Here is a 20,429-nt window from a genome sequence, read left to right as displayed (position 1 = left end):
CGAGGTCTCAATTGAAACCTCGCTTACGAACACCTAAATCATGAGGATTGCTGATAAGGCAATTAATAATTGCGCCGTGTAGTAAGTGAACATTACTACATGGCGAGAGAAGTCAGAACTTGCTCGGAAACGGTCGATGGCAAGCACCAAATCTGACAGTACAAAAATGATTGCACCGACCCCCGCGAATACCATCGCTTTAAACTCAGACGTTTGCCATGCTTCTATCGCATTGAATATCATAAATAAAATAACAATGAGATAGATTGCGATAGTCCACTTCTCCTTCTTGAGATTCGGCAACAGCAGCAGGTAAATGATGCTGCCAAGCAACAGTATTGCCAAGAGTAGCAACCAGTGCGTGTAATGCTCAAAGGTGAGGGCAAACGCATAACTGTAAAGTACTTGTACCAAGACAAAGCACCCAAGCCCCGCTCGAAATCGTTCTTTTGGCAGCATCAAAAAGATATCCCCCAAACTCGATAAAAGTAACCCGAGTGCGATGGCAACGGTATAGTTTTCCAATGACGTTGGGTTGAGCAAGACAATGGCAGTGAGCAGTATGGTTGGCAGAGGTTTCGTTGCGTAGAAAAGCCAGCGAGGTCCGTAACTAATCGATAAAATATGCATCACACTAAGCGATACAACCGCGAACCACATACAATACCTTTCTATAAATGTGCGCTATAAATGAGCGCTAAAAATGAGTGCCTAGCGAATTGGCCATCACCTTAGCGCCTGCGGCGAATAATTACTATACCGTATTGATGTTTAATTCTTGCTTCGCCCTGACATTCATCGCGATCATTGGGTAATTTGTTCAATATTGAGAGTGGGTTAAAGATCGGATCTTCAACAAATAGGATTCGTTTGAGTTGCCTATAGTGAGCCTGAGTGTGAGTGTGAGTTTGAGCACCTGAGCCTGAGTATGTTGGGTTAGGTATATTGAGCTAGGGATTTATATAGATTGAGGGTAGGTGTCGATAAAAGAGAAGGGCTTACAAGAAGCCCTTCTGTCACAGTGTGTACTCTATACGAGTGATTACGCGATCGCGTGACGCAGTATTTCTCGGCTTGATTCTAGGTCAATGGCTTGTGTTTCACCTAAAGCAACCATGCCATGCTTGGTCAGTTGTTCAATAACACTATCAATCGCCGCCGCTTTGTCATCGCCATGTTCGACTAACACCGTCGCCACATCTAAGCTGTGGTAAAACGCTTCAATAGCATCGATGGTTCTTTCTGCAAGATCGGCACTCGGCGTTAAATTAAACACCTCGCGGCCCATCTGCTCTAGCTTCCCACGTTTGTTTTCAATCTGATTTCGCAGCAAAGACGGTTGAATGATCGCCAGTGATCGTGCGTGATCAACATGCCAAAGGGCCGTTAGTTCATGACCAATCATGTGTGTTGCCCAATCGTGTGGTACACCCGAACCAATTAAACCATTGAGTGCCTGGTTTGCTGTCCACATTAGGTTGGCACGCCATTCATCGCTGTCACGTTGATCAAACTGTTCGCCCAACGTTTTTAAATTACGCAGTAAGACTTCCGCATAGCCATCTTGCACCATATGACCGTGGTTATAAGTTAGATACTGTTCACACACGTGCATCCAAGCATCCACCACACCATTCGTTAATTGACGGTCAGGCAAGGTTTTCATTACATCTGGGTCCATCACGGCAAATCGTGGCTGTACAAATGGCGAAAGGAAAGGGAGTTTATCTTTCGTTTCAGCTTTTGTAATGACAGCGCCTGAGTTTGATTCTGAACCTGTTGCGGGTAACGTTAAGATCGCGCCGATAGGAGTAGCTTCGCTTACTTGGTGTTTACCACATAAGATATCCCAACCATCACCGTCATATTTTGCTGCCGCTGCGATGTATTTACATCCGTCAATAACAGAGCCACCACCAACCGCAAGGATCATGTCGATGGCGTGTTCTTTTACAATCGCAACCGCTTTATCTAGTGTTTCCTTGGTTGGGTTAGGTTCAACACCAGAAAACTCTTCCCATTGGTGATGCTCTAGCGCGTCAACGACCTGTTGATACACACCGTTTGATTTGATTGAACCGCCGCCATATACAACCAGCACACGGCTTGTTGTTGGGATCGCCGTCGCGATGGATGCAATCTGGCCACGGCCGAATAAAATTTCTGTTGGATTTAAATAATTGAAATGCATAAATAAAGTAAACCTCGCAAGGATAGAGAGTCGTGATGTTATTCTAATAATATAGCTTGCTAACCTTTATTAGATTGGGACAAGCCAAGATGATTTCAATGGCAGTATTTACATTGGTCTTTTGTTTGGCGTTAAAGCGATAAGTTTGTACTGGGATGGATCTTGGTAAGGGAATTAAATGGGAAAGAATAGCTTACAAATTTACTCTTTTTTATCGGCGATTATTGAGTAATACTGGTTATCCCTATAGGAGATCTCGTCAATCTCCAAAACACCCTCGATGAGGGTGTTTTTCTTCCACTGCTGTTTGTTCTGCCGCATCGAGCTGGGGGGTTAGTTAAACTCGTAGCTTTCAGGAACGACGACAATCCCATTATCAGAAATATGAAAACGGCGAGCATCGTCTTCACGGTTGAAACCAATCTGAGTTTGGGCAGGGATTTTCACGTGTTTATCAATAATACAGTTCTTTAACTGGCAGCCTTCACCCACTTCGACGTCATCGAACAGAATACTATCGACAACAATAGCACCATCATGAATGCGTACATTCGGTGATACAACAGAGTGCTGCACTGAGCCGCCGGAGTTAATCACGCCATTAGTGATAATGGAATTGATGAATATGCCTTCGTTTCCGGTTGATGAAGAGACCGTTCGTGCTGGTGGGTATTGCCTTTCATAAGTACGAATAGGCCAGTCTTGTTGATAAAGATTCATCGGCGGTATGGGTTCTAATAAGTCCATATTCGCTCTGTACAAAGAATCAATGGTGCCCACATCGCGCCAATAACAATCCATTTCGACACGGCCTTGCGTGCTACAAAACGGGTAGGCATACACTTTTTGGCTATCAATCAATTTAGGAATGATATCTTTGCCGAAATCGTGGCTTGATTGAGGTTCTAATGCATCCAATTCAAGTTGTTCTTTCAGGACATCCGCATCAAATACATAGATCCCCATAGAGGCATAACTCATTTCTGGGTTGTTGGGGATGGTTGGGGGATTGGCGGGCTTTTCAATAAAATGACTTATCACGCAGTCTTCTCTCGCGTCAACCACACCAAACTGATGCGCTTGTTGCTTTTCTACCTGCATGCAGGCAATGGTCAGTTTTGCTTTTTTTTCTTTATGCGCACGTATCATGGCATCGTAATCCATGCGATAAATATGATCACCCGAAAGAACGACGACATATTTGGCATCGCTACGTTTAACAAGCCATAAATTATGATAAATCGCGTCTGCCGTCCCTTCATACCATTTGCCGCCCCCACGCATTTGAGGAGGAACAACGGAGATGAATTCGCCCAATTCTGGATTAAGCAGTGACCAACCATCTCGCAAATGTTTTTGAAGCGAGTGGGACTTGTATTGCGTCAACACCAAGATTCGTCGCAAGCCAGAGTGCAAGCAATTGGTCAGAGTAAAGTCGATAATTCGATATTTCCCCCCAAAAGGCACCGCAGGTTTTGCTCTGTCGTCGGTCAATGGGCTTAAGCGTGAACCTACGCCACCCGCGAGTACGACGGTTAGTGTGTCTTGCATGTTTTTTCCCCCAGTTCTTAACACCGAATGTGTGAAGACAAAATTGAATACATGATCAGAGTAGTACAAGAAACGAGCCACATTGCAAATGATTGGTTTTTTTAACTATTTTGCTATTGAGTTGGCGAACTACATCCCATAAGTGTGCAAGTAAAGGCGGTATTGCACTTGTTTGGTGATTGTGGAATGTAATCGGCTGGGTAGAGCGAGCGAGTAGAGTGGCTAGAGTGAGAGGTGAAAAGATAACCAGTGGGTAAACAGAAGCGGGTAAAGCAAGGTCAGGATAAAAAGCGCCTCATGTTAGGGAGGCGCTTATCTGAATTATAGAAGTGAGAATGACGGTTTAACCGTCATTGATGCAGCCATTTCTTATAACGCGTTTACCTTTGGTTACGCGGTCACTTCTAGTGGTTTGTCACGGCTTTTAAGAAAAGCATAAGTGAAACCCGTCACCGCAGTGCCAGCAGCAATCGCAACCAAGTACATCAGAACCGGCGTAACAGCGTTTGGAATAAGCAGAACAAACAAGCCACCGTGTGGTGCCATGAGTTTTGCACCAAACAGCATTGAAAGCGCACCAGTTAACGCACCACCAGCCATACATGAAGGGATCACGCGGATTGGGTCTTTGGCTGCAAACGGAATTGCGCCTTCAGAAATGAAGCAAAGTCCAAGTACAAACGATGCTTTGCCGGCTTCACGTTCACCTTGCTCGAACTTGCTCTTAGCAAGAAAGGTCGCAAGCCCCATACCAAGCGCCGGCACCATGCCTGCTGCCATAATCGCAGCCATGGGAGCGTAAGTTTGAGAAGCGAGTAAACCAACACCGAATGCGTACGCCGCTTTGTTAACAGGCCCGCCCAAATCGAAACACATCATTGCGCCTAAGACGATACCCAGCATCACCGCACTGTCTGATCCCATATTGTTAAGGAAGTCGGTCAATGCAGTCATAATGCCTGAGACGGGCCCGCCGACAATATAAATCATCACAAGACCGGTGAACAAGGTCGCGACAAATGGAATGATAAGGATCGGTTTAAGTGCTTGCATCGATTGTGGAAGCTGCAGTTTATCAGCAATAAACTTCGCTGCGTAACCGGCAATAAAACCGGCAGCAATACCGCCTAAGAAGCCAGCGCCTGTTGAACTTGCAAGCATACCGCCCACAAGACCCGGAGCCAAACCTGGGCGATCGGCGATAGAGAAAGCAATGAAACCGGCCAACACAGGGATCATTAATGCGAACGCCGAACCACCACCAATGGTCATTAGTGCGGCGGCTAATGTGCCTTCTTGTTCAAATGCATTGATACCAAAGACAAACGACAATGCGATGATCAAACCGCCCGCCACAACCACGGGAAGCATATGTGATACACCCGTCATCAGGTGTTTATACACGCCTTTATTCTCTTCAGAGCCCGTTGCGGCAGAAGAGGTGTTTGCTTGAAAAGGTGTTGCGTTAGCAAACGCCGTTGTGATTTCTTGTTCCGTTTTCTTTAGGGCTAGGCCTGTGCTGGTTTTGTACAATTTCTTACCACTGAAGCGATCGAGTGGCACTTCAATGTCAGCCGCAATGATAACTAAATCGGCATCCGCAATGTCTTGTTCGGTCAGTTGGTTCTTTGCTCCCACCGAACCACGGGTTTCCACTTTGATCTGATGCCCCATGGATTGAGCTTGTTTTTCAAGCGCCTCAGCGGCCATAAAAGTATGGGCAACGCCGGTTGGACAGGCAGTAATCGCAACAATACGTTTAACGTCGCGATTGATTGATTCTGATTGGGTCGCCGATTCAAGTAATACCGCGCGTAGTGGTGCCTCTTGTAATACTAATTCAGCGTTGTCGATCACTTGTTCTATCGAAACACGGTACACTTTTTTGCCGACAAAGCGTTGGTCATCCACCTCACGATTTGCCGCGATAATCACAATATCACTGGCATCGATATGGGCTTGCTCAAGTGGTGTATAAGCGATCACATTCGATTGACATTCAATGTTGGCAGTCAAGTTAAGCGATTGGCATGCTTTTTCTAAAAGCCCCGCAGCAATAATGCTGTTCGCAACGCCGCTAGGACAAGCGGTAATAATAGATAGATTCATAACATTGACCTTTTGTTATTCGAATTCAGATGAAATTGGATTGATTTCTACTTGTTGTTGTAATGTGCGCACTTCTTCAATATCTGGCACGCCCACACCCACTTGCGACACGGCAAGGGCGGAAAGGGCGGTAGCGAACGAGAGCAGTTGCGTCTTTTCCATTTGTTGCATGTGAGCCCAACAAAGTCCGGCCACTAATGTATCGCCAGCACCGACAGTGCTCACAACGGTCATTTTTGGTGGTTTTGATGCAAGCCACTCACCTTGGTTTAGCCACATCACGCCTTTAGCACCCAGCGACACCACGATGTTATCGATGCCCTTGTTTCCCAGTTGCTCGGCAATCTGGATGACGTCTTTATGGGTCTCAACGGCTTGGCCAGAGAAGTCGGCAAGTTCTTCATCATTGGGCTTAATCAACCAAGGCGTCGCGTCAATACCCGCCGCGAGGGCAGCGCGGCTTGAATCAAAGAGGACTTTCTTGCCATTTGCTCTTAATTTACGTATCCAATTGGCACACATTTCTGGGCTAACGCCATTTGGTAGGCTACCTGCTAGCACAAAGAAGTCGTGATCAACACACAGCTCGTCAAGAGCTTGCTCAAATTGAGCAATGGCCTGCGCATTGACCGTGACGCCAGGGAAATTGATGTCGCTTACTGCGCCATTTTTCTCCACCAGTTTGACATTGATCCGGGTTGATCCGGCTACGCGGATAAAGCGGTCGACAGCACCCATGTCTTCAAACAACTGACAAAATAGTTCTTGGTTATCTTGACCAAGAAAGCCCGTTACCGTGACTTGTGCGCCGAGATCGCTCAGTACGCGTGCCACGTTAACGCCTTTTCCAGCGGCATGAAAATCACTGCGTTCAACCAGATTTACGCCACCGGTGGTCAGCGTCTGTAAGCTACCGGTGAGATCCAAGGCTGGGTTTAAAGTAATGGTGACAACCTTGTTCTTTTGTTTTGCTGTGTGTACGTTTGCCATAACTTATGCCTCACCCAGACCAGATTCGATAGCTTGGCCGATGGCTGTTAATGCGTCAGCGGCATCGGCGCCTTGAGCGATAAACTCAAGTTGATGCCCATGTTTCACACCAAGTGCGATAACTTTCATTAAGCTCTTGGCGTTCACAAAGGCACTGTCTGAATCCACATTACGCACTGTGATTGTCGCGTCGAATTTCTTCGCGCTGGCAACCAACATCGCACCTGGGCGAGCATGTAGGCCATGCGCGTTACGAATCTTGAAGATTGCACGGTTTCCATCCGTAGCGTCAGATGTTTGTTGTTCATCATTGGCAGGGTTAAACATCACAATCAATTCTTGTGCGGATTTGCTAATTAAATCCCCAACTTTGCCCGTCGCGACTAAATCCGTAATGATGTTAAGTTGCGTTTGGTGTGCGCCATTGCACGCTGCGAAAGTAATTAAAGCGTTCACCGATTTACCGTCAAAATGGCACTGATTCGCGGTAGAGACAAACGCCATTCCAGTTTGATTTGTGCCTTTATCTGAGCTCAGCAACCACACGCCACCACCAAGATGGGTAGGGGATTTAGTGACGACATCGGTCACAAACTCATTACTGACACTGCCGCTGTTTTTCAATAGGCCTGCCGAGACCGCCGCCATCTGAATCATGTCACTGGCTGGGAAAGCGAGTTGAATGTGACTCGCATCGAAATCAATATTGAATTGCGTTTCCCCGTTAAGTAGCGCAATGATTTCTTCTGCGTTCTGGGCATTTTTAAGTGCTTGTTCAACCCCGTCTTCAGCAAGTACTTTGGTCAGTTGTCTTAAGATGCCCAAGTGCTCATCGCTTTTTGCGGCAATACCAATCGCAAGATAAACCACATTACCGTTCCCCCAGTCGATGCCGTTAGGAAAGTGGGCAATCGTTACGCCGGTTTTTTTAACCAAGTGACGGGTGTCTGTTGTGCCATGTGGAATCGCAATACCATTGCCAAGGTAAGTTGCATTTTGTGCCTCACGATCGGCCATACCTTGGTGGTAGCCTTGTTCAACAAGATCGTTATCAGTGAGCTGCTGAGCGAGAAAACGGATGGCAGCGTGCTTATCCGCATACTCTTGATTGAGCGATACGTCTTGAGTGGATAGCTTTAGCATGGTGGCCTCGTATGTGTTCGATAATTCAAGCTGAATCGTTTCAGCTGTTGAGTAAAAAAATTCAGCAAATTCTTCGGTCATTGTGTACGAATTGAGATATACACGACAAATTAATTGTTTGCTGAATCCTTTCAGCTTTAATGCTGAATCCATTCAGCGTATAATGCAAACATTGTTGGGATCATTGTTAATAAACTTTGATCTAATCCACAGAATGTAGATCAGAATATGACACTGGATGAAATAGCAAAATTAGCCGGCGTGTCCAAAACCACGGCCAGTTATGTGATCAACGGTAAAGCAAAAACGTACCGAATCAGCGATAAAACGCAGCAGAGAGTAATGGCGATCGTTGAACAATATAATTATCGACCAGATCTTGCCGCAAGTTCATTGAGAGTCGGCAGCAGTCGTTCTTTTGGCTTAGTGATCCCAGATTTAGAAAACACCAGTTATGCCAAGCTCGCGAAATTATTAGAACAAAACTCACGCAAGGCGGGTTATCAAATTTTGATCGCGTGTTCAGATGACGATCCACAAACCGAGAAAAGTGTGGTTGAGGCATTAGTCAGCCGAAAAGTGGATGCTTTATTTGTGGCCAGTGCGATTCCTGATGCCAGCGATTTCTATCAGGCGTTGCAAAGTAAAGGGACGCCCGTCGTGGCAATCGACCGTCCACTGGATGATGAACATTTTTGTTGCGTGATCAGTGAGGATTTTGGCGCTGCGCATGAATTGGCGACGTCGATTATTCATCACGACGTTACAACGATCGGTATCATCGGGGCATTGCCTGAGCTTAATATTTCTCGCGAGCGTGAGATGGGTATTCGCTCGGTTGCAAAAGAGCAGGGCATTGAGGTTCAAATCGGTTACGGTGAACATTTTAATCGTGAACAAGCTCAAACTATTTTTCAACAATGGGTCGATACTAACAAAGTACCGCAAGCGATTATCACCACGTCATACACGTTGCTGGAAGGTGTTCTAGACGTTCTATTGGAACACCCAGAGTTGATCAACAACATTAAACTGGCGACCTTTGGTGATAACCGCCTTTTAGATTTTTTGCCATTCAAGGTCAACTCGTTACCGCAACAGTTTGAGGTCATTGCAGACAGTGCTTTGGCATTAGCGTTGAATGCTGCGGCCAAACGCTACGAAACAGGCGTAGAGTTAGTGCCGAGACAGATTAAAATTAGAACTTAAAAAAACGCCCCAAATTCAAGGGGCGTTTTTATAGGGCGCTTACCGCAAGACAGACATCACCCGAGAAAGCGTGATGTCGTGTTTACAATCAGTGTTTAAACATTTGCACTTGTCGGTTAAGACGCATCGCAATCGCTTCTAAATCTTCCGACAACGAACGAGAGTTAACCGCTTCTTGTGATAAGTGGTTAGACACATCGTTGGCTTGCTGAATATTTTTGCTGATTTCTTCCGTCACCGTGCGTTGTTCTGACGCCGCGTTTGAGATCTGCGTTGCCATATCTGAGATTTCCTCGATGGAGATCGTGATTTTCTCTAGCGCTTCGGTCGCATCATTCGCATCTTCGACACTAGAGGAAGCCAGTGCTTGGCTTCGGTTCATCGATTCAACCGCGTCATGACTCGTTTTTTGCAGACTCTCAATCATTTGGCGGATCTCAACCGTTGAACTATGAGTGCGTTGTGATAGAACACGAACTTCATCGGCGACCACCGCAAAACCTCGACCTTGCTCGCCCGCTCTCGCCGCTTCGATTGCCGCGTTAAGTGCCAACAAGTTTGTTTGTTCCGCAATATCACTAATGGTTGAAAGAATCGTATTGATGTCGCGACTGTTGCGCTCAACCTCACTGATCGTATTTGATGCATGCTCAAGTTGCGAAGCTAAACTCGTAATCGATTCCTGATTGCGTTTTATCACTTGCTTACCTTGCTCACAATGCTCGGTTGACCCTAGTGTTGAATCGGCTGTTAAGCGGGCGTTGCTTGCTACTTCTTCTGCCGCAGCAGACATTTCATGCACTGCCGTCGCAATTTGTGAAATTTCATTCAACTGAACGGATAAGCCATCACTGATTTCACGCGCAACACGTGTGCTGACTTTAGATTGCTCATCAATACTGTGGGACGACTGAGAAATATCAACCACCACACCCTGTAATTTGGCAATGAACGCATTAACATGCTCCGCCAGAGTGCCTATTTCATCTTTCGAATCGACGACAATCCGCTTTGTTAGATCGCCATTACCATCGGATAGGTCTTTCATTGATTCACTCAGTGCATTGAGAGGCGCCAGTGAGCGTTTTACGATATAAAGCGATATCAATGCAATCAAGACGACTTGCATTAAGCTCATCAGCATAGATTGACTTACGAGTGAGCGGTGAGACTGAAAGGCATGCTCTTTATCAATTACGATGGTGTAGTACCAATCGGTATTCGGCACTTTGCGTGAGGCGACGAGCGATTCAACCCCTGAAATCGAAATGGTCTCCAATTCGTTTTGAGACGCCAACTCGCTTAACTTATTAATGGTGAGGTCTGGGGAAATACGGTCTAAATTTTTAAGGGTAAGATGGTTATCTGCATGGGCAACGATATGGCCCAAGCTATTCACCAGAAAGCCGAAAACACCTTCTTCATCTGATTCAACGATGTCATCAACCAGTGCGTTGATTTCGACATCCGCACCAAGCACGCCTTGTACGCCATTGGTAGTAAAAGGAGCGGCGATTGAAATAACTAATTTTTGCGTACCGACGTCAACATACGGTTCGGTAATTTGCATGGTTCCTGCGGCGACGGCCTCTTGGTACCAAGGACGAGTGCGTGGGTCAAAGCCATTTGCATCGATAAGCGGCACGCCCTGAAGAAATTGTCCATCACTTAAACCCGCATAAACAATTTGAAAATCGCCCGCTTTCGTCAGGTGCGATAGGTAAGATTCGATGTTGCCTGTTTCGTTAAAGATGTTTTTAGACGCCTCAACGACGTTGATTTTTGCACGAAACCAATTGTCCATACTGGAAACATTACCTTCTAATAAGGTCATGCCATATTGGGTAATTGAACGCTGGGTTTCGTCGAGAATTTGACGCCCTGTTAGGTACGTCTGCGCCGCTGTCATTATCAGTACAGCAGAGACAAATGCAATGGTCAGTTTGGTCTTAATAGATAGCGCTGGCATATACAACCTTTTTATTATGACAGTGATTAAGCGCGCGGAGGATATCAGACGGCGTTCTAAATAAAACAGCAATCAAACGAAAACATGATTTTGGTCGAATTAATACTGTATTTTTATCTATACGACTTAAATTTTTAATGAATATTTAACAACTTATCAGAACTGGTGGTGGAAAGACTCATAGGTTAACGGTTGGTGATGTATGAATGAAATAACAATCAAAGCGTTAAAATAATGACGGTGATTAAAAAAGCTCGCATAGGGCGCGAGCTTCTGAAAACAGGATGGCAGAACGAGAAGGACTAGAATTGAAAACGAACTGACAGCGCAAGTTGAGGGCCGTAAATGCCCGAGTTACGCGTTTCTGCAGCGAGAGACAGTTGATCCGTTGAATGGAAGCGGAGACCCGCATGGAAGACGGAGTTTTCATCCAGTTTACCGAAGCGTGTGGTTGCTTCGATTTGGTTAGATAGCCATACACGCAAACCAATATTGAATTCACCCAGCGTTTCACGATCTTTTCCCTGCTCGTCAGGGTAGCTAATCGAATGCACTAAGGCTTGGCCGAACACGTCGGCAAATTGATTAATTGGGCCGTTAAAACCAAAACCCGTTGCGATATCTGCATCGCCTTCAAACTGGCTGTCAACACGGGCGATAAAATGCACATTTTGTAGTACTAAAGTATTGAACTCGACACCTGAAAACTTAGGGTCGGTCGCCGTGCGAAATTCCAAAAAGTTGTAATTAAAATTATTTGCGTACGCAGACTGCGAAAACATTAGGCTAGCGAATAGGCCTAACAGCCATTTTTTATTCAAAGTTTTTCTCCAACTGACAGCAACCACTGCTGAAAAGGCCCGCAAAATGCGGGCCTTACGTTAGATATTTTACCTACTAATACTTTAGATTTACAGCACTTGAATGCGATCGACTTCGATTTCAGGTGTGTTACCACCTTCAAATTCCCCGTATAGGCGTACACGAGTTGTCGCTTCAATTGGGCTCGTCAGGTGAATATCGTCATCCAATTCGATTTGAACTTCGGTTTCGCCATCAGAAAACATGAACTTTTCTGCATTGATTTGACGCACTAAATGGCCTTCAACCACCACGTGCTCTTCTGTAAACATGTTACTTTCTGCAATCAGTTTTGACATATTTGTCAGTTCAACAGGGCCGTTAAATTGAATGCCCGTTTTTTGTTGGTGATGACCATCTTGCGCAAGGACAAGAGATGGAACAAGAATCAGTGACGCAGCGATAGCAATAATTGTTTTTTTCATAGTATGTGACCTTTTTATGGTTTTGGCTGTGTGCCTTTATTTGATGGGTCTATTAAACAATATCTTAGGTGAACCAATGCTGAGTTAGGCATTCATTTTCAATTCATGTTTTTGTTAGAAATAGCAGCCTAAACTGGTTATCATCGCCCAGTCTAAATTCACAGGTAATAGTCCGTTATGTATTCAGCATTTCAAGCTCTAATGGTACAAGGAACCACGTCTGACGCAGGGAAGAGTGTTTTAGTTGCCGGTTTATGTCGAGTTCTGGCTCGACGTGGTATTAACGTCGCGCCGTTTAAACCACAAAATATGGCGCTCAATAGCGCCGTCACTGAGGATGGTGGTGAAATCGGTCGTGCACAAGCCGTACAAGCGGCGGCGTGTAATGTGAAGCCGACCGTTCACATGAACCCTGTATTGCTAAAGCCAAATTCAGATACTGGCGCTCAGGTGATTCTGCAAGGTCGAGCATTATCCAATATGGAAGCGACGGGGTACCATGACTATAAAAAAGTCGCGATGGATACCGTCATGGACTCATTCAACAAGCTGCAAGCCGAATTTCAATCTGTGATGATTGAAGGGGCAGGCAGTCCTGCTGAAATCAATCTGCGTGAAAACGATATCGCTAATATGGGTTTTGCTGAGAAAGCCGATGTTCCCGTGATTATTGTGGCGGACATCGACCGTGGTGGAGTATTTGCTCATCTTTACGGTACGTTGGAATTGTTGTCTGAATCAGAGCAAGCGCGAGTGAAGGGGTTTGTGATTAACCGCTTCCGTGGCGATATTAAATTGCTTGAGTCAGGCCTTGATTGGCTGGAAGAAAAAACGGGTAAACCGGTTATTGGTGTTCTGCCTTATTTACACGGTTTTGATCTTGAAGCCGAAGATGCGATTAATAATGAACAAGGTGATAAAAGCGCCGCGAAATTAATCGTAAAAGTACCGGTGTTAACCCGCATCAGTAACCACACGGATTTTGATATTTTACGCCAAAACCCCGATATTGATTTGCAGTTTGTCGGCAAAGGGCAATCCTTAAGTGGTGCTGATGTCATTATTCTCCCGGGCTCAAAATCAGTACGCGCCGATCTGGACTATTTACGCAGTCAAAATTGGCACCATGATATTGCGCGCCATCTGCGTTTTGGCGGAAAAGTCATGGGTATCTGTGGCGGTTATCAAATGTTGGGTATGCGCATTGATGATCCTCTGGGTATCGAAGGTGAGCTGGGTTCAAGTGAAGGTTTAGGTTACTTGAATACCACCACGGTGTTGACGGCAGACAAATCGCTTGTCAATGTAACGGGTGAGTTGGCGTTAAATGGCAAAGTGGCACAAGTAAAAGGGTACGAAATCCACGCTGGTCGCAGTGACGTACAAGAATCACAGCCAATCACGCTTGAAGGTGGTGCGTTTGATGGTGCGGTCAGCGATTGTAACCATGTGTTGGGCACGTATCTTCACGGTGTGTTTGACCATTCAGAAGCATTGACGTTGTTGTGCGAATGGATGGGATTAGAGAATGTGGCCATTGTTGATCATGACGCCATTCAAGAACGAGCAATCAACCGTATTGCTGATGCGATCGAGAAATACCTTAAATTAGAATTGTTATGGCCGGAACTGATACCAAGTAATGCGAAATAAATTAAGCTCTTTTCTATTATTGTTTTCAGCGCTATTGAGTAGTTCGCCGCTTCTTGCGGCGGAAACCGTTCGTGTTTATGCGGCGTCGTCACTGACCAATGCGCTTACCGCCTTAATTGAGGCATACCAATCAAAAGGCAAGGCGTCGGTCGTGCCCATTTTTGGTGGCTCATCGGCATTGGCAAGGCAAATAGAGCAGGGTGCACCCGCCGATATTTATCTATCGGCTAACCGTTTATGGGTCGATTATCTGGTTGATAAAGGCTTATTTACTCAAGCGAATGTGCAAGACTTTGCGCACAACAGTCTCGTTGTGATTGCGCCAAGCTCCAACTCTGTTCATTTGGTTGTTGAAGATCCCAATTCGTGGCTGAGCGCACTCAATGGGCAACGTCTTGCTATCGCGCAGCCCAATGCGGTTCCCGCGGGGATCTACGCGAAGCAATCGCTGCAATCACTCGATATCTGGCCAAGTGTCCAAGGCCAGCTAGCGCCGACTAATAATGTCCGAACCGCCATGACATTAGTCGAACGTGGCGAAGCGCCATTGGGGATAGTGTATTACTCTGATGCGTTAGTGTCGGACCAGGTTCAGGTTGTCTCTCAGTTTGGCCCCGAAACACACCAAGCAATTGCGTATCCCTTAGTGACAATGTCACAAAATGAGGCGACGTTAGCGTTTTCCGCTTTCTTGCAAACGCAAGAGGCCAAACAAATCTTGAAAGAATTTGGGTTTAAAGAGTAATGGCTGATTTGCTATCTGACTATGAATATCAAGCATTGATGCTGAGTTTGAAAGTGTCGTTCTACGCCATTCTGTGGTTGATTCCGATTGGGATTGGCCTTGCATGGCTGTTGGCTCGAAAGCAATTTATCGGCAAAAGCATACTCGATAGTCTCATCCATTTGCCTTTGGTGTTGCCTCCGGTGGTTGTCGGTTATCTATTGCTTTTACTGATGGGCCGTCAGGGCATCGTCGGTCATTGGCTGTATCAAACCTTTGGGTTGTCCTTCACGTTTAACTGGAAAGGTGCAGCGCTTGCGTGCGTGGTGGTTGCGCTCCCTTTAATGGTGCGTTCGGTTCGGTTGAGTTTAGAAAATGTGGACGAAAAACTTGAACAGGCTGCCTCAACACTCGGCGCCTCGCCACTCAAAATTTTCTTTACCATTACTTTGCCTCTTACCATTCCGGGAATCATCACGGGTGTGATGCTATCGTTTGCTCGTAGCCTTGGTGAATTTGGTGCGACCATCAGTTTTGTCTCCAATATTCCAGGGGAAACTCAGACGATTCCGTTAGCGATGTATACCTTTATTGAAACCCCAGGCGCTGAATCTGAAGCGATGCGTTTATGTGTTATATCCATCGTTATTGCGTTAGCGTCATTGCTAGCCTCTGAATGGCTCTCGCGTCGTTGTGCTAAGCGCTTAGGAGCGACCTCATGAGTGTTCCAAAGGCGAATACGCTGCTGCTGGCGTTCCAACAGGTTTTAGGGGAGACACACTTTGATGTTGATGTACAGTTACCGGCAAAAGGCATTACTGCCATTTTCGGCCGCTCAGGCGCGGGTAAAACCTCACTTATTAATGCGGTCGCGGGATTAACTCAGCCTCAAAATGGCCACATATCGGTTAATTCACGAGTGCTATTTTGTTCAGAATCTGGAATTAACTTACCGACCCGTGTTCGTCGTGTGGGGTATGTCTTTCAAGAATCTCGTTTATTTCCGCATTTTCGAGTAAAGGGCAACCTGCTCTATGGCGTAAAGGAAACAGACCAAGCCTATTTTGACCAAATTGTTGATTTGTTAGCATTGCGGTCGTTATTGACCCGCTTTCCGAATGAACTTTCAGGAGGAGAGAAGCAACGTGTCGCAATAGGGCGAGCATTACTGTCCAAGCCGGACATTTTACTTATGGATGAACCGCTTGCGTCGTTAGATTTACCAAGAAAACGCGAAGTGCTGCCATTTTTAGAGCATCTTGCGGATAACGTGAACATTCCAATCTTGTATGTCACGCATAGCTTGAATGAAATTTTGCGCTTAGCAGACCATATTGTGGTCATTGAGCAAGGTAAAGTCGTTAATGCAGGGGCAATCGAACACGTGTGGTCTTCCAATGCCATGCGCCCTTGGCAATCCTTCACTGAGCAAAGTTCGTTGTTTGAAGCGCGGTTAGTCGAACAAATTGAAGAGTACGCATTATCAGGGCTCGCACTTGCCGATGACGTAATGCTTTGGGTGCAAAAAGTCGATGCGCAACTTGATAGTCGCGTACGTTTGCAAGTCAGAGCCAATGATGTGTCGATTAACCTAGAGAAGCCACAAAAAAGTTCGATCCGAAATGTTTTGCATGCTGAAATCGTAGAGATAGAAACACACAGTTTTGGCCACTCGCGTCTCAGTGTCTCGGTGAAACTGAAACTTGCAGACCATTGCTATTTATGGGCGACGATTACCGCGTGGGCGAGAGATGAGTTGCAACTGATCGTGGGTATGAAGGTGTACGCTCAAATCAAAGGGGTGAGTGTGACACAGCGTGATATTGCCCTGTCTCATTAAGCTTGGTCTCATTAGGCTTTTATCATGACTTTTCTTTCATGATTCATTTCTCATGATTCTTTTGCCGTGGTTTCTTTCTTACAATTTTTAGCATAACAATCTTTGGATAAAAATAACGCCGCAAATGCGGCGTTATTTATAACTGCGTTAAGCAATAACGATGAACGTTATTTAGCAAATACGTCAGTAAAGTCACGTTTTAGGATAGGGTCGCGACGTGCTTTTTTAAGCTGCTTAACCATATCTTTAACACAGTTGTGAAGCACTTCATCAAGCAAAGATGCACGGTAGTCATCTTTCTGCTCATCAGTCATGTCTTTTGGCAGGTTCAGTGTTGGGAACTCTTCCATTACGTTGATACCTGCGAACGCTTGGCTCACAGACACTAGCGCGTGGAACTGCTCAAAGTTATCAAGAATGTTTTGCGCGCTCTTAGGCTGCTCATCCCATGTACCGCGTACTGCTTCTTCAGAAACTTCGTGGATAGAAACAACCATCTCGTACATTGCTTCTGGTACACCGTCAAATTCGATTACTTGACGAAGTTCAGCTGAAATCGTTGATAAATCGACGATTTTTTTCTCATTCGGAGTTACGTCAGACATAGTATATTCTCTTTTTAATGTATTTTCGGCGCTATGCTAGTTTTTCTAGAAAAAATGTCAACCTCGGTGGATGAATACGAGTACCTAGCGTATGCTTATTAAGCAACTGATTTAACGAGTAGTTTGTAGATGCAAATAGGCAATCGCGAAAAAATAGGCTCTCCCATGAAAATATTGTTGGTCGATGATGTACAGATGGAACGCATGCAATTGGCCGTTCGCCTCAAACAGTTGGGGCATATTGTTGAAATGGCCGCTTCAGGTGTTGAAGCGATAGAGCGTTACCCTGAATTCTCGCCGGATCTCGTTTTGCTCGATATTACGATGCCGGATATGAACGGTTTTGAAGTGTCTGCCGAAATTCGCGAACGCTTCCCAGAATGGATTCCAATTATTTTCCTCAGCAGTCATGACGCTCCCCAAATGATAGCAGATGCGATTGATGCTGGTGGTGATGACTACCTCATTAAACCGGTCGATAAACTGGTATTAAAGGCCAAGTTAAGCGCGATGCAGCGTATTGCCTTTATGCGACGTCAATTGAATCAAAAATCAGCGGATCTTGCCAAAGCAAACCAAGAGTTGGAAAAACTGGCCAGTGAAGACGGATTAACCAAGGTGCGTAACCGCCGCGATATTGATCAAAAACTACAAGAAATGATCTCTGTTCATGGTCGCCATTCAATGCCTCTAACGGTGATCTTATTAGATGTCGACTTTTTTAAGCTATTCAACGACAATTATGGCCACATTGAAGGGGACCGTTGCTTAATAGAAATCGCAACGGCACTCAATGATTTGTTTGTCCGTAATGGTGAAGTTGTCGGCCGTTATGGCGGCGAAGAATTTGTGGTTTTGCTTGGGCATAACGATGCCTACCAAGCGGAGATTCATGCGCAAAGGATCAAAACTCGTTTGGATGAGCTCGAACTACGCCATGAATACAGCCATGTCTCCAAGTATGTGACCGTGTCACAAGGCGTGGCAAGTGTAAGACCAACAGGGCATGAAACCATAGAACAGCTGTACCATATGGCCGATCGCGCGTTGTATCAAGCCAAGCATCAGGGTAGAAACCGTTACGTTGTTTATGACCCATCAATGGAACTTCAAGAATCGTAAACACTCTGCTTACTGAACACTATGAAACCTTTAATACTTACTGTCGGCGCATCGCTGCTTACTTTTATTAGCGCAAGCGCCGTTGCTCGTGATGGTTATTCGGAAGTACAGACCTATTTAGAGCAGGCATTTTCAGCCGCAATCGTTATGACTGACAGTGATGTGCTGACATTTGGCATACATGATTTTGACCCTAATGAATGGTTGGACATTGAGAATGAAGATTTAGGCTCGGCAGATTCGATCGATTTGAGACAGCGTTTTGCTGTGACGGCTTTGCCTTTCACTATTGATCTCAGTGACGAAGAAGCCTTACATAAATCACAATTGTTTTTCCGCCTTTCTGCACTCGCTTCTGATCAAGATGTAAAAATCGCCTCAACCGACAAAGATGACAGTCAACGAGAGGTGATATTAGGTGGGTTTGCTGCTTATCGTTATCAGTATCAATTATCAGATCGTTGGCAGATCACGCCCGGATTAGGCGTTCATCTACAACATTTTCGCAATGAACACGATTACAACAGCGATGTTGCAGAGCAATATGTTAAACCCGCACTTGATGGTGTTGTTTTTAATACCACTGCGTGGGCGGCATCACTAGAGCCTCATGTCGAATTAAAATATAACCATGAAACCCGCTGGGGGAGTTGGAATGCCACAAGCGCGGCACATTACTATTATGGTTGGGGATGGGGCGAGGCGAATTACGGTGAAGTCGGGAATCCGCAAGGTTGGTATTTAGCCAATGGGGTGAAAGCGTTTTACAATATGACGGAATGGGGAAGAAGTGTTCAGTCTCTTTATGCCAGTATTAAGCGTATTGATCTTGGCGGTGATACTGAAGAACCAATGGGCACGCATTACTATTATGAATCCTCCGTCGGTTGGTTAATGACACCGCCATTTGAATCAAGCTGGATCGACAATATCGGCCTAGGTTTGAGTTTTAATTACGGTAGCAAGCTAAAAGGCGGCAGTATTGTGCTGTTCTTTAACCAAGACTAAATGGCGACTGGGTGTAAAGGCTACCAACGGCGCGTATTGGAAAAAGAAAGTTAGGGAGTGAAGCGAATGCAAATCAGTGTAGATGTTCATAATTATATGGAAGTATTGGTTGGGCATGAACTGGCGAAAAGCGAGTATGTCGACCACTTTGATCACGAACAACTCGCGGACCTAGCTTGTTTAACGCTCATGCAACTGCGTCCGGTTTACATTCGGCATGATATTGACTTTTTGGCTGCGCTATCAGAAGAGCGGCTACTGAAATTAAAACAGCATGTGAGTACCGCAGTGCAATCAGCGTTATCGATGATCACTGACGATAGGCGCACACTGCGTGAAGATCAGTTTGCGGTTATTTTTCCCCAAACTCGTTTTGATGACGCTGAGCTGGAGTGGTTCGAAAAACCGATTGTATCGAAATAGTGTAAATTGAATATGGGGCGATAAAACGTATAGCCGTTTTAGACTCCGTTCAGTTTGCCGAACTTAAATCTGAATAAACCAAGGAGTTCAAGTGGGGTTATTTTCTCGCTTATTTGGTAGCAAGACCAACAAACAACCATTGCCGGTAGAGCCTGTTGAGTACAAAGGGTATCAAATTTACCAAGAAGCGATGGCAGAATCGGGCCAATACCGCATTGCCGGTCGCATTGAGAAAGAAATTGACGGTGAGCTGAAAAGCCATCGTTTTATTCGTTCAGATGTGCTTTCCAGCAAGAGTGATGCGGATGAATTTATGCTCAAGAAAGCACAAATGTTTATTGATCAAATGGGCTCCGATATTTTCAAATAGATCCTGCGGTAATTGATGGATGTCATACATTTTAGAACCATTAGCGGCTATGCTGGTGGTTCTTTTTTTTTAACTTAAAAGTAAGTTTCTGTTTTATCTATCCCTTTTTTGCGATCTGGTTTGACCTCTGCTCAGGCAAAAGAGTGTTGTTTCATTACACTCAAAATTGCAAAATAGGTCATCACTTTCGGTTATATGTAATGAAACGTAGTATTTTTATTACAAAAAGCTTGTAT

General features: G+C 45.4%; 19 protein-coding genes. 9 read left to right on the top strand and 10 right to left on the bottom strand.

Annotated elements, in window-relative coordinates:
* Positions 1–33: 33 nt before the first annotated feature.
* The 6 genes from OJ16_RS13840 to fruB form a co-directional block, all read right to left on the bottom strand.
* Positions 34–660, bottom strand: a complete 627-nt coding sequence (locus tag OJ16_RS13840) for a lysoplasmalogenase (RefSeq protein ID WP_040991853.1) — start codon at positions 658–660, stop codon at positions 34–36.
* 382 nt (positions 661–1,042) lie between these two features.
* Entirely contained in the window at positions 1,043–2,191 is a 1,149-nt protein-coding gene (locus OJ16_RS13835; protein ID WP_040991852.1) for an iron-containing alcohol dehydrogenase, read from the bottom strand.
* Positions 2,192–2,524: 333 nt separating this feature from the next.
* Complete coding sequence (glgC, locus tag OJ16_RS13830) at positions 2,525–3,742, bottom strand: glucose-1-phosphate adenylyltransferase (protein WP_040991851.1); 1,218 nt, start codon at positions 3,740–3,742, stop codon at positions 2,525–2,527.
* Positions 3,743–4,132: 390 nt separating this feature from the next.
* Positions 4,133–5,851 (bottom strand): PTS fructose transporter subunit IIBC, encoded by a 1,719-nt coding sequence (gene fruA, locus OJ16_RS13825; RefSeq protein ID WP_040991850.1) that lies wholly within the window; start codon positions 5,849–5,851, stop codon positions 4,133–4,135.
* 15 nt (positions 5,852–5,866) lie between these two features.
* The gene (gene pfkB, locus OJ16_RS13820) at positions 5,867–6,841 is read right to left on the bottom strand and encodes a 1-phosphofructokinase (RefSeq protein WP_040991849.1); all 975 of its coding nucleotides are present in this window, start codon (positions 6,839–6,841) and stop codon (positions 5,867–5,869) included.
* Between the two features lie 3 nt (positions 6,842–6,844).
* Positions 6,845–7,984: a fused PTS fructose transporter subunit IIA/HPr protein gene (gene fruB, locus OJ16_RS13815; protein ID WP_040992696.1), complete on the bottom strand. Its 1,140-nt coding sequence runs from the start codon at positions 7,982–7,984 to the stop codon at positions 6,845–6,847.
* Positions 7,985–8,212: 228 nt separating this feature from the next.
* Here fruB and cra point away from each other — a divergent pair, with 228 nt between their 5' ends.
* A complete protein-coding gene (gene cra / locus OJ16_RS13810) occupies positions 8,213–9,193 on the top strand; it encodes a catabolite repressor/activator (RefSeq protein WP_040991848.1) in 981 nt (326 codons plus the stop codon).
* 88 nt (positions 9,194–9,281) lie between these two features.
* On the opposite strand, the gene OJ16_RS13805 is transcribed toward cra, so the two are convergent.
* From OJ16_RS13805 to OJ16_RS13795, 3 genes are all read right to left on the bottom strand, one after another.
* Positions 9,282–11,162, bottom strand: a complete 1,881-nt coding sequence (locus tag OJ16_RS13805) for a methyl-accepting chemotaxis protein (protein WP_040991847.1) — start codon at positions 11,160–11,162, stop codon at positions 9,282–9,284.
* Positions 11,163–11,464: 302 nt separating this feature from the next.
* On the bottom strand, positions 11,465–11,983 hold the full coding sequence (locus tag OJ16_RS13800) for a hypothetical protein (protein ID WP_082030247.1): 519 nt from the start codon (positions 11,981–11,983) through the stop codon (positions 11,465–11,467).
* Positions 11,984–12,073: 90 nt separating this feature from the next.
* Entirely contained in the window at positions 12,074–12,448 is a 375-nt protein-coding gene (locus tag OJ16_RS13795; RefSeq protein ID WP_040991846.1) for a YgiW/YdeI family stress tolerance OB fold protein, read from the bottom strand.
* A gap of 177 nt (positions 12,449–12,625) precedes the next feature.
* On the opposite strand from OJ16_RS13795, the gene OJ16_RS13790 reads away from it, so the two are divergent.
* From OJ16_RS13790 to modC, 4 genes are read left to right on the top strand one after another with little or no spacing between them, the layout of a single operon-like run.
* Complete coding sequence (locus OJ16_RS13790; RefSeq protein WP_040991845.1) at positions 12,626–14,101, top strand: cobyric acid synthase; 1,476 nt, start codon at positions 12,626–12,628, stop codon at positions 14,099–14,101.
* On the top strand, positions 14,091–14,846 hold the full coding sequence (gene modA / locus OJ16_RS13785) for a molybdate ABC transporter substrate-binding protein (RefSeq protein ID WP_040991844.1): 756 nt from the start codon (positions 14,091–14,093) through the stop codon (positions 14,844–14,846). Before OJ16_RS13790 ends, modA begins: the two co-directional genes overlap by 11 nt.
* Positions 14,846–15,547 (top strand): molybdate ABC transporter permease subunit, encoded by a 702-nt coding sequence (gene modB / locus OJ16_RS13780; RefSeq protein ID WP_040991843.1) that lies wholly within the window; start codon positions 14,846–14,848, stop codon positions 15,545–15,547. Before modA ends, modB begins: the two co-directional genes overlap by 1 nt.
* Positions 15,544–16,665, top strand: a complete 1,122-nt coding sequence (gene modC / locus OJ16_RS13775) for a molybdenum ABC transporter ATP-binding protein ModC (protein ID WP_040991842.1) — start codon at positions 15,544–15,546, stop codon at positions 16,663–16,665. Before modB ends, modC begins: the two co-directional genes overlap by 4 nt.
* Positions 16,666–16,832: 167 nt before the next feature.
* Here the strand turns inward: modC and OJ16_RS13770 are convergent, their stop codons facing one another.
* Positions 16,833–17,270: a DUF3069 domain-containing protein gene (locus OJ16_RS13770; protein ID WP_040991841.1), complete on the bottom strand. Its 438-nt coding sequence runs from the start codon at positions 17,268–17,270 to the stop codon at positions 16,833–16,835.
* A gap of 165 nt (positions 17,271–17,435) precedes the next feature.
* Here OJ16_RS13770 and OJ16_RS13765 point away from each other — a divergent pair, with 165 nt between their 5' ends.
* The 4 genes from OJ16_RS13765 (at position 17,436) to OJ16_RS13750 (ending at position 20,193) form a co-directional block, all read left to right on the top strand.
* Positions 17,436–18,392: a diguanylate cyclase domain-containing protein gene (locus tag OJ16_RS13765; protein WP_082030279.1), complete on the top strand. Its 957-nt coding sequence runs from the start codon at positions 17,436–17,438 to the stop codon at positions 18,390–18,392.
* 21 nt (positions 18,393–18,413) lie between these two features.
* Complete coding sequence (locus tag OJ16_RS13760) at positions 18,414–19,400, top strand: Solitary outer membrane autotransporter beta-barrel domain (protein ID WP_040991839.1); 987 nt, start codon at positions 18,414–18,416, stop codon at positions 19,398–19,400.
* 66 nt (positions 19,401–19,466) lie between these two features.
* Positions 19,467–19,823: a late competence development ComFB family protein gene (locus tag OJ16_RS13755; protein ID WP_040991838.1), complete on the top strand. Its 357-nt coding sequence runs from the start codon at positions 19,467–19,469 to the stop codon at positions 19,821–19,823.
* Between the two features lie 91 nt (positions 19,824–19,914).
* Positions 19,915–20,193, top strand: coding sequence for an HlyU family transcriptional regulator (locus OJ16_RS13750; RefSeq protein ID WP_040991837.1), 279 nt, complete (start codon positions 19,915–19,917; stop codon positions 20,191–20,193).
* The last annotated feature ends 236 nt before the right edge of the window (positions 20,194–20,429 follow it).

This window comes from Vibrio renipiscarius (assembly GCF_000827885.1).
Taxonomy (GTDB): Bacteria; Pseudomonadota; Gammaproteobacteria; order Enterobacterales; family Vibrionaceae; genus Vibrio; species Vibrio renipiscarius.
This window is presented reverse-complemented; position numbering and strand designations above follow the sequence as displayed.

Coding starts and splice junctions, on each gene's coding strand:
- OJ16_RS13840 (WP_040991853.1), bottom strand. CDS start 660: ATGTGGTTCGCGGTTGTATCGCTTAGTGTGATGCATATTTTATCGATT.
- OJ16_RS13835 (WP_040991852.1), bottom strand. CDS start 2,191: ATGCATTTCAATTATTTAAATCCAACAGAAATTTTATTCGGCCGTGGC.
- glgC (WP_040991851.1), bottom strand. CDS start 3,742: ATGCAAGACACACTAACCGTCGTACTCGCGGGTGGCGTAGGTTCACGC.
- fruA (WP_040991850.1), bottom strand. CDS start 5,851: ATGAATCTATCTATTATTACCGCTTGTCCTAGCGGCGTTGCGAACAGC.
- pfkB (WP_040991849.1), bottom strand. CDS start 6,841: ATGGCAAACGTACACACAGCAAAACAAAAGAACAAGGTTGTCACCATT.
- fruB (WP_040992696.1), bottom strand. CDS start 7,984: ATGCTAAAGCTATCCACTCAAGACGTATCGCTCAATCAAGAGTATGCG.
- cra (WP_040991848.1), top strand. CDS start 8,213: ATGACACTGGATGAAATAGCAAAATTAGCCGGCGTGTCCAAAACCACG.
- OJ16_RS13805 (WP_040991847.1), bottom strand. CDS start 11,162: ATGCCAGCGCTATCTATTAAGACCAAACTGACCATTGCATTTGTCTCT.
- OJ16_RS13795 (WP_040991846.1), bottom strand. CDS start 12,448: ATGAAAAAAACAATTATTGCTATCGCTGCGTCACTGATTCTTGTTCCA.
- OJ16_RS13790 (WP_040991845.1), top strand. CDS start 12,626: ATGTATTCAGCATTTCAAGCTCTAATGGTACAAGGAACCACGTCTGAC.
- modA (WP_040991844.1), top strand. CDS start 14,091: ATGCGAAATAAATTAAGCTCTTTTCTATTATTGTTTTCAGCGCTATTG.
- modB (WP_040991843.1), top strand. CDS start 14,846: ATGGCTGATTTGCTATCTGACTATGAATATCAAGCATTGATGCTGAGT.
- modC (WP_040991842.1), top strand. CDS start 15,544: ATGAGTGTTCCAAAGGCGAATACGCTGCTGCTGGCGTTCCAACAGGTT.
- OJ16_RS13770 (WP_040991841.1), bottom strand. CDS start 17,270: ATGTCTGACGTAACTCCGAATGAGAAAAAAATCGTCGATTTATCAACG.
- OJ16_RS13765 (WP_082030279.1), top strand. CDS start 17,436: ATGAAAATATTGTTGGTCGATGATGTACAGATGGAACGCATGCAATTG.
- OJ16_RS13760 (WP_040991839.1), top strand. CDS start 18,414: ATGAAACCTTTAATACTTACTGTCGGCGCATCGCTGCTTACTTTTATT.
- OJ16_RS13755 (WP_040991838.1), top strand. CDS start 19,467: ATGCAAATCAGTGTAGATGTTCATAATTATATGGAAGTATTGGTTGGG.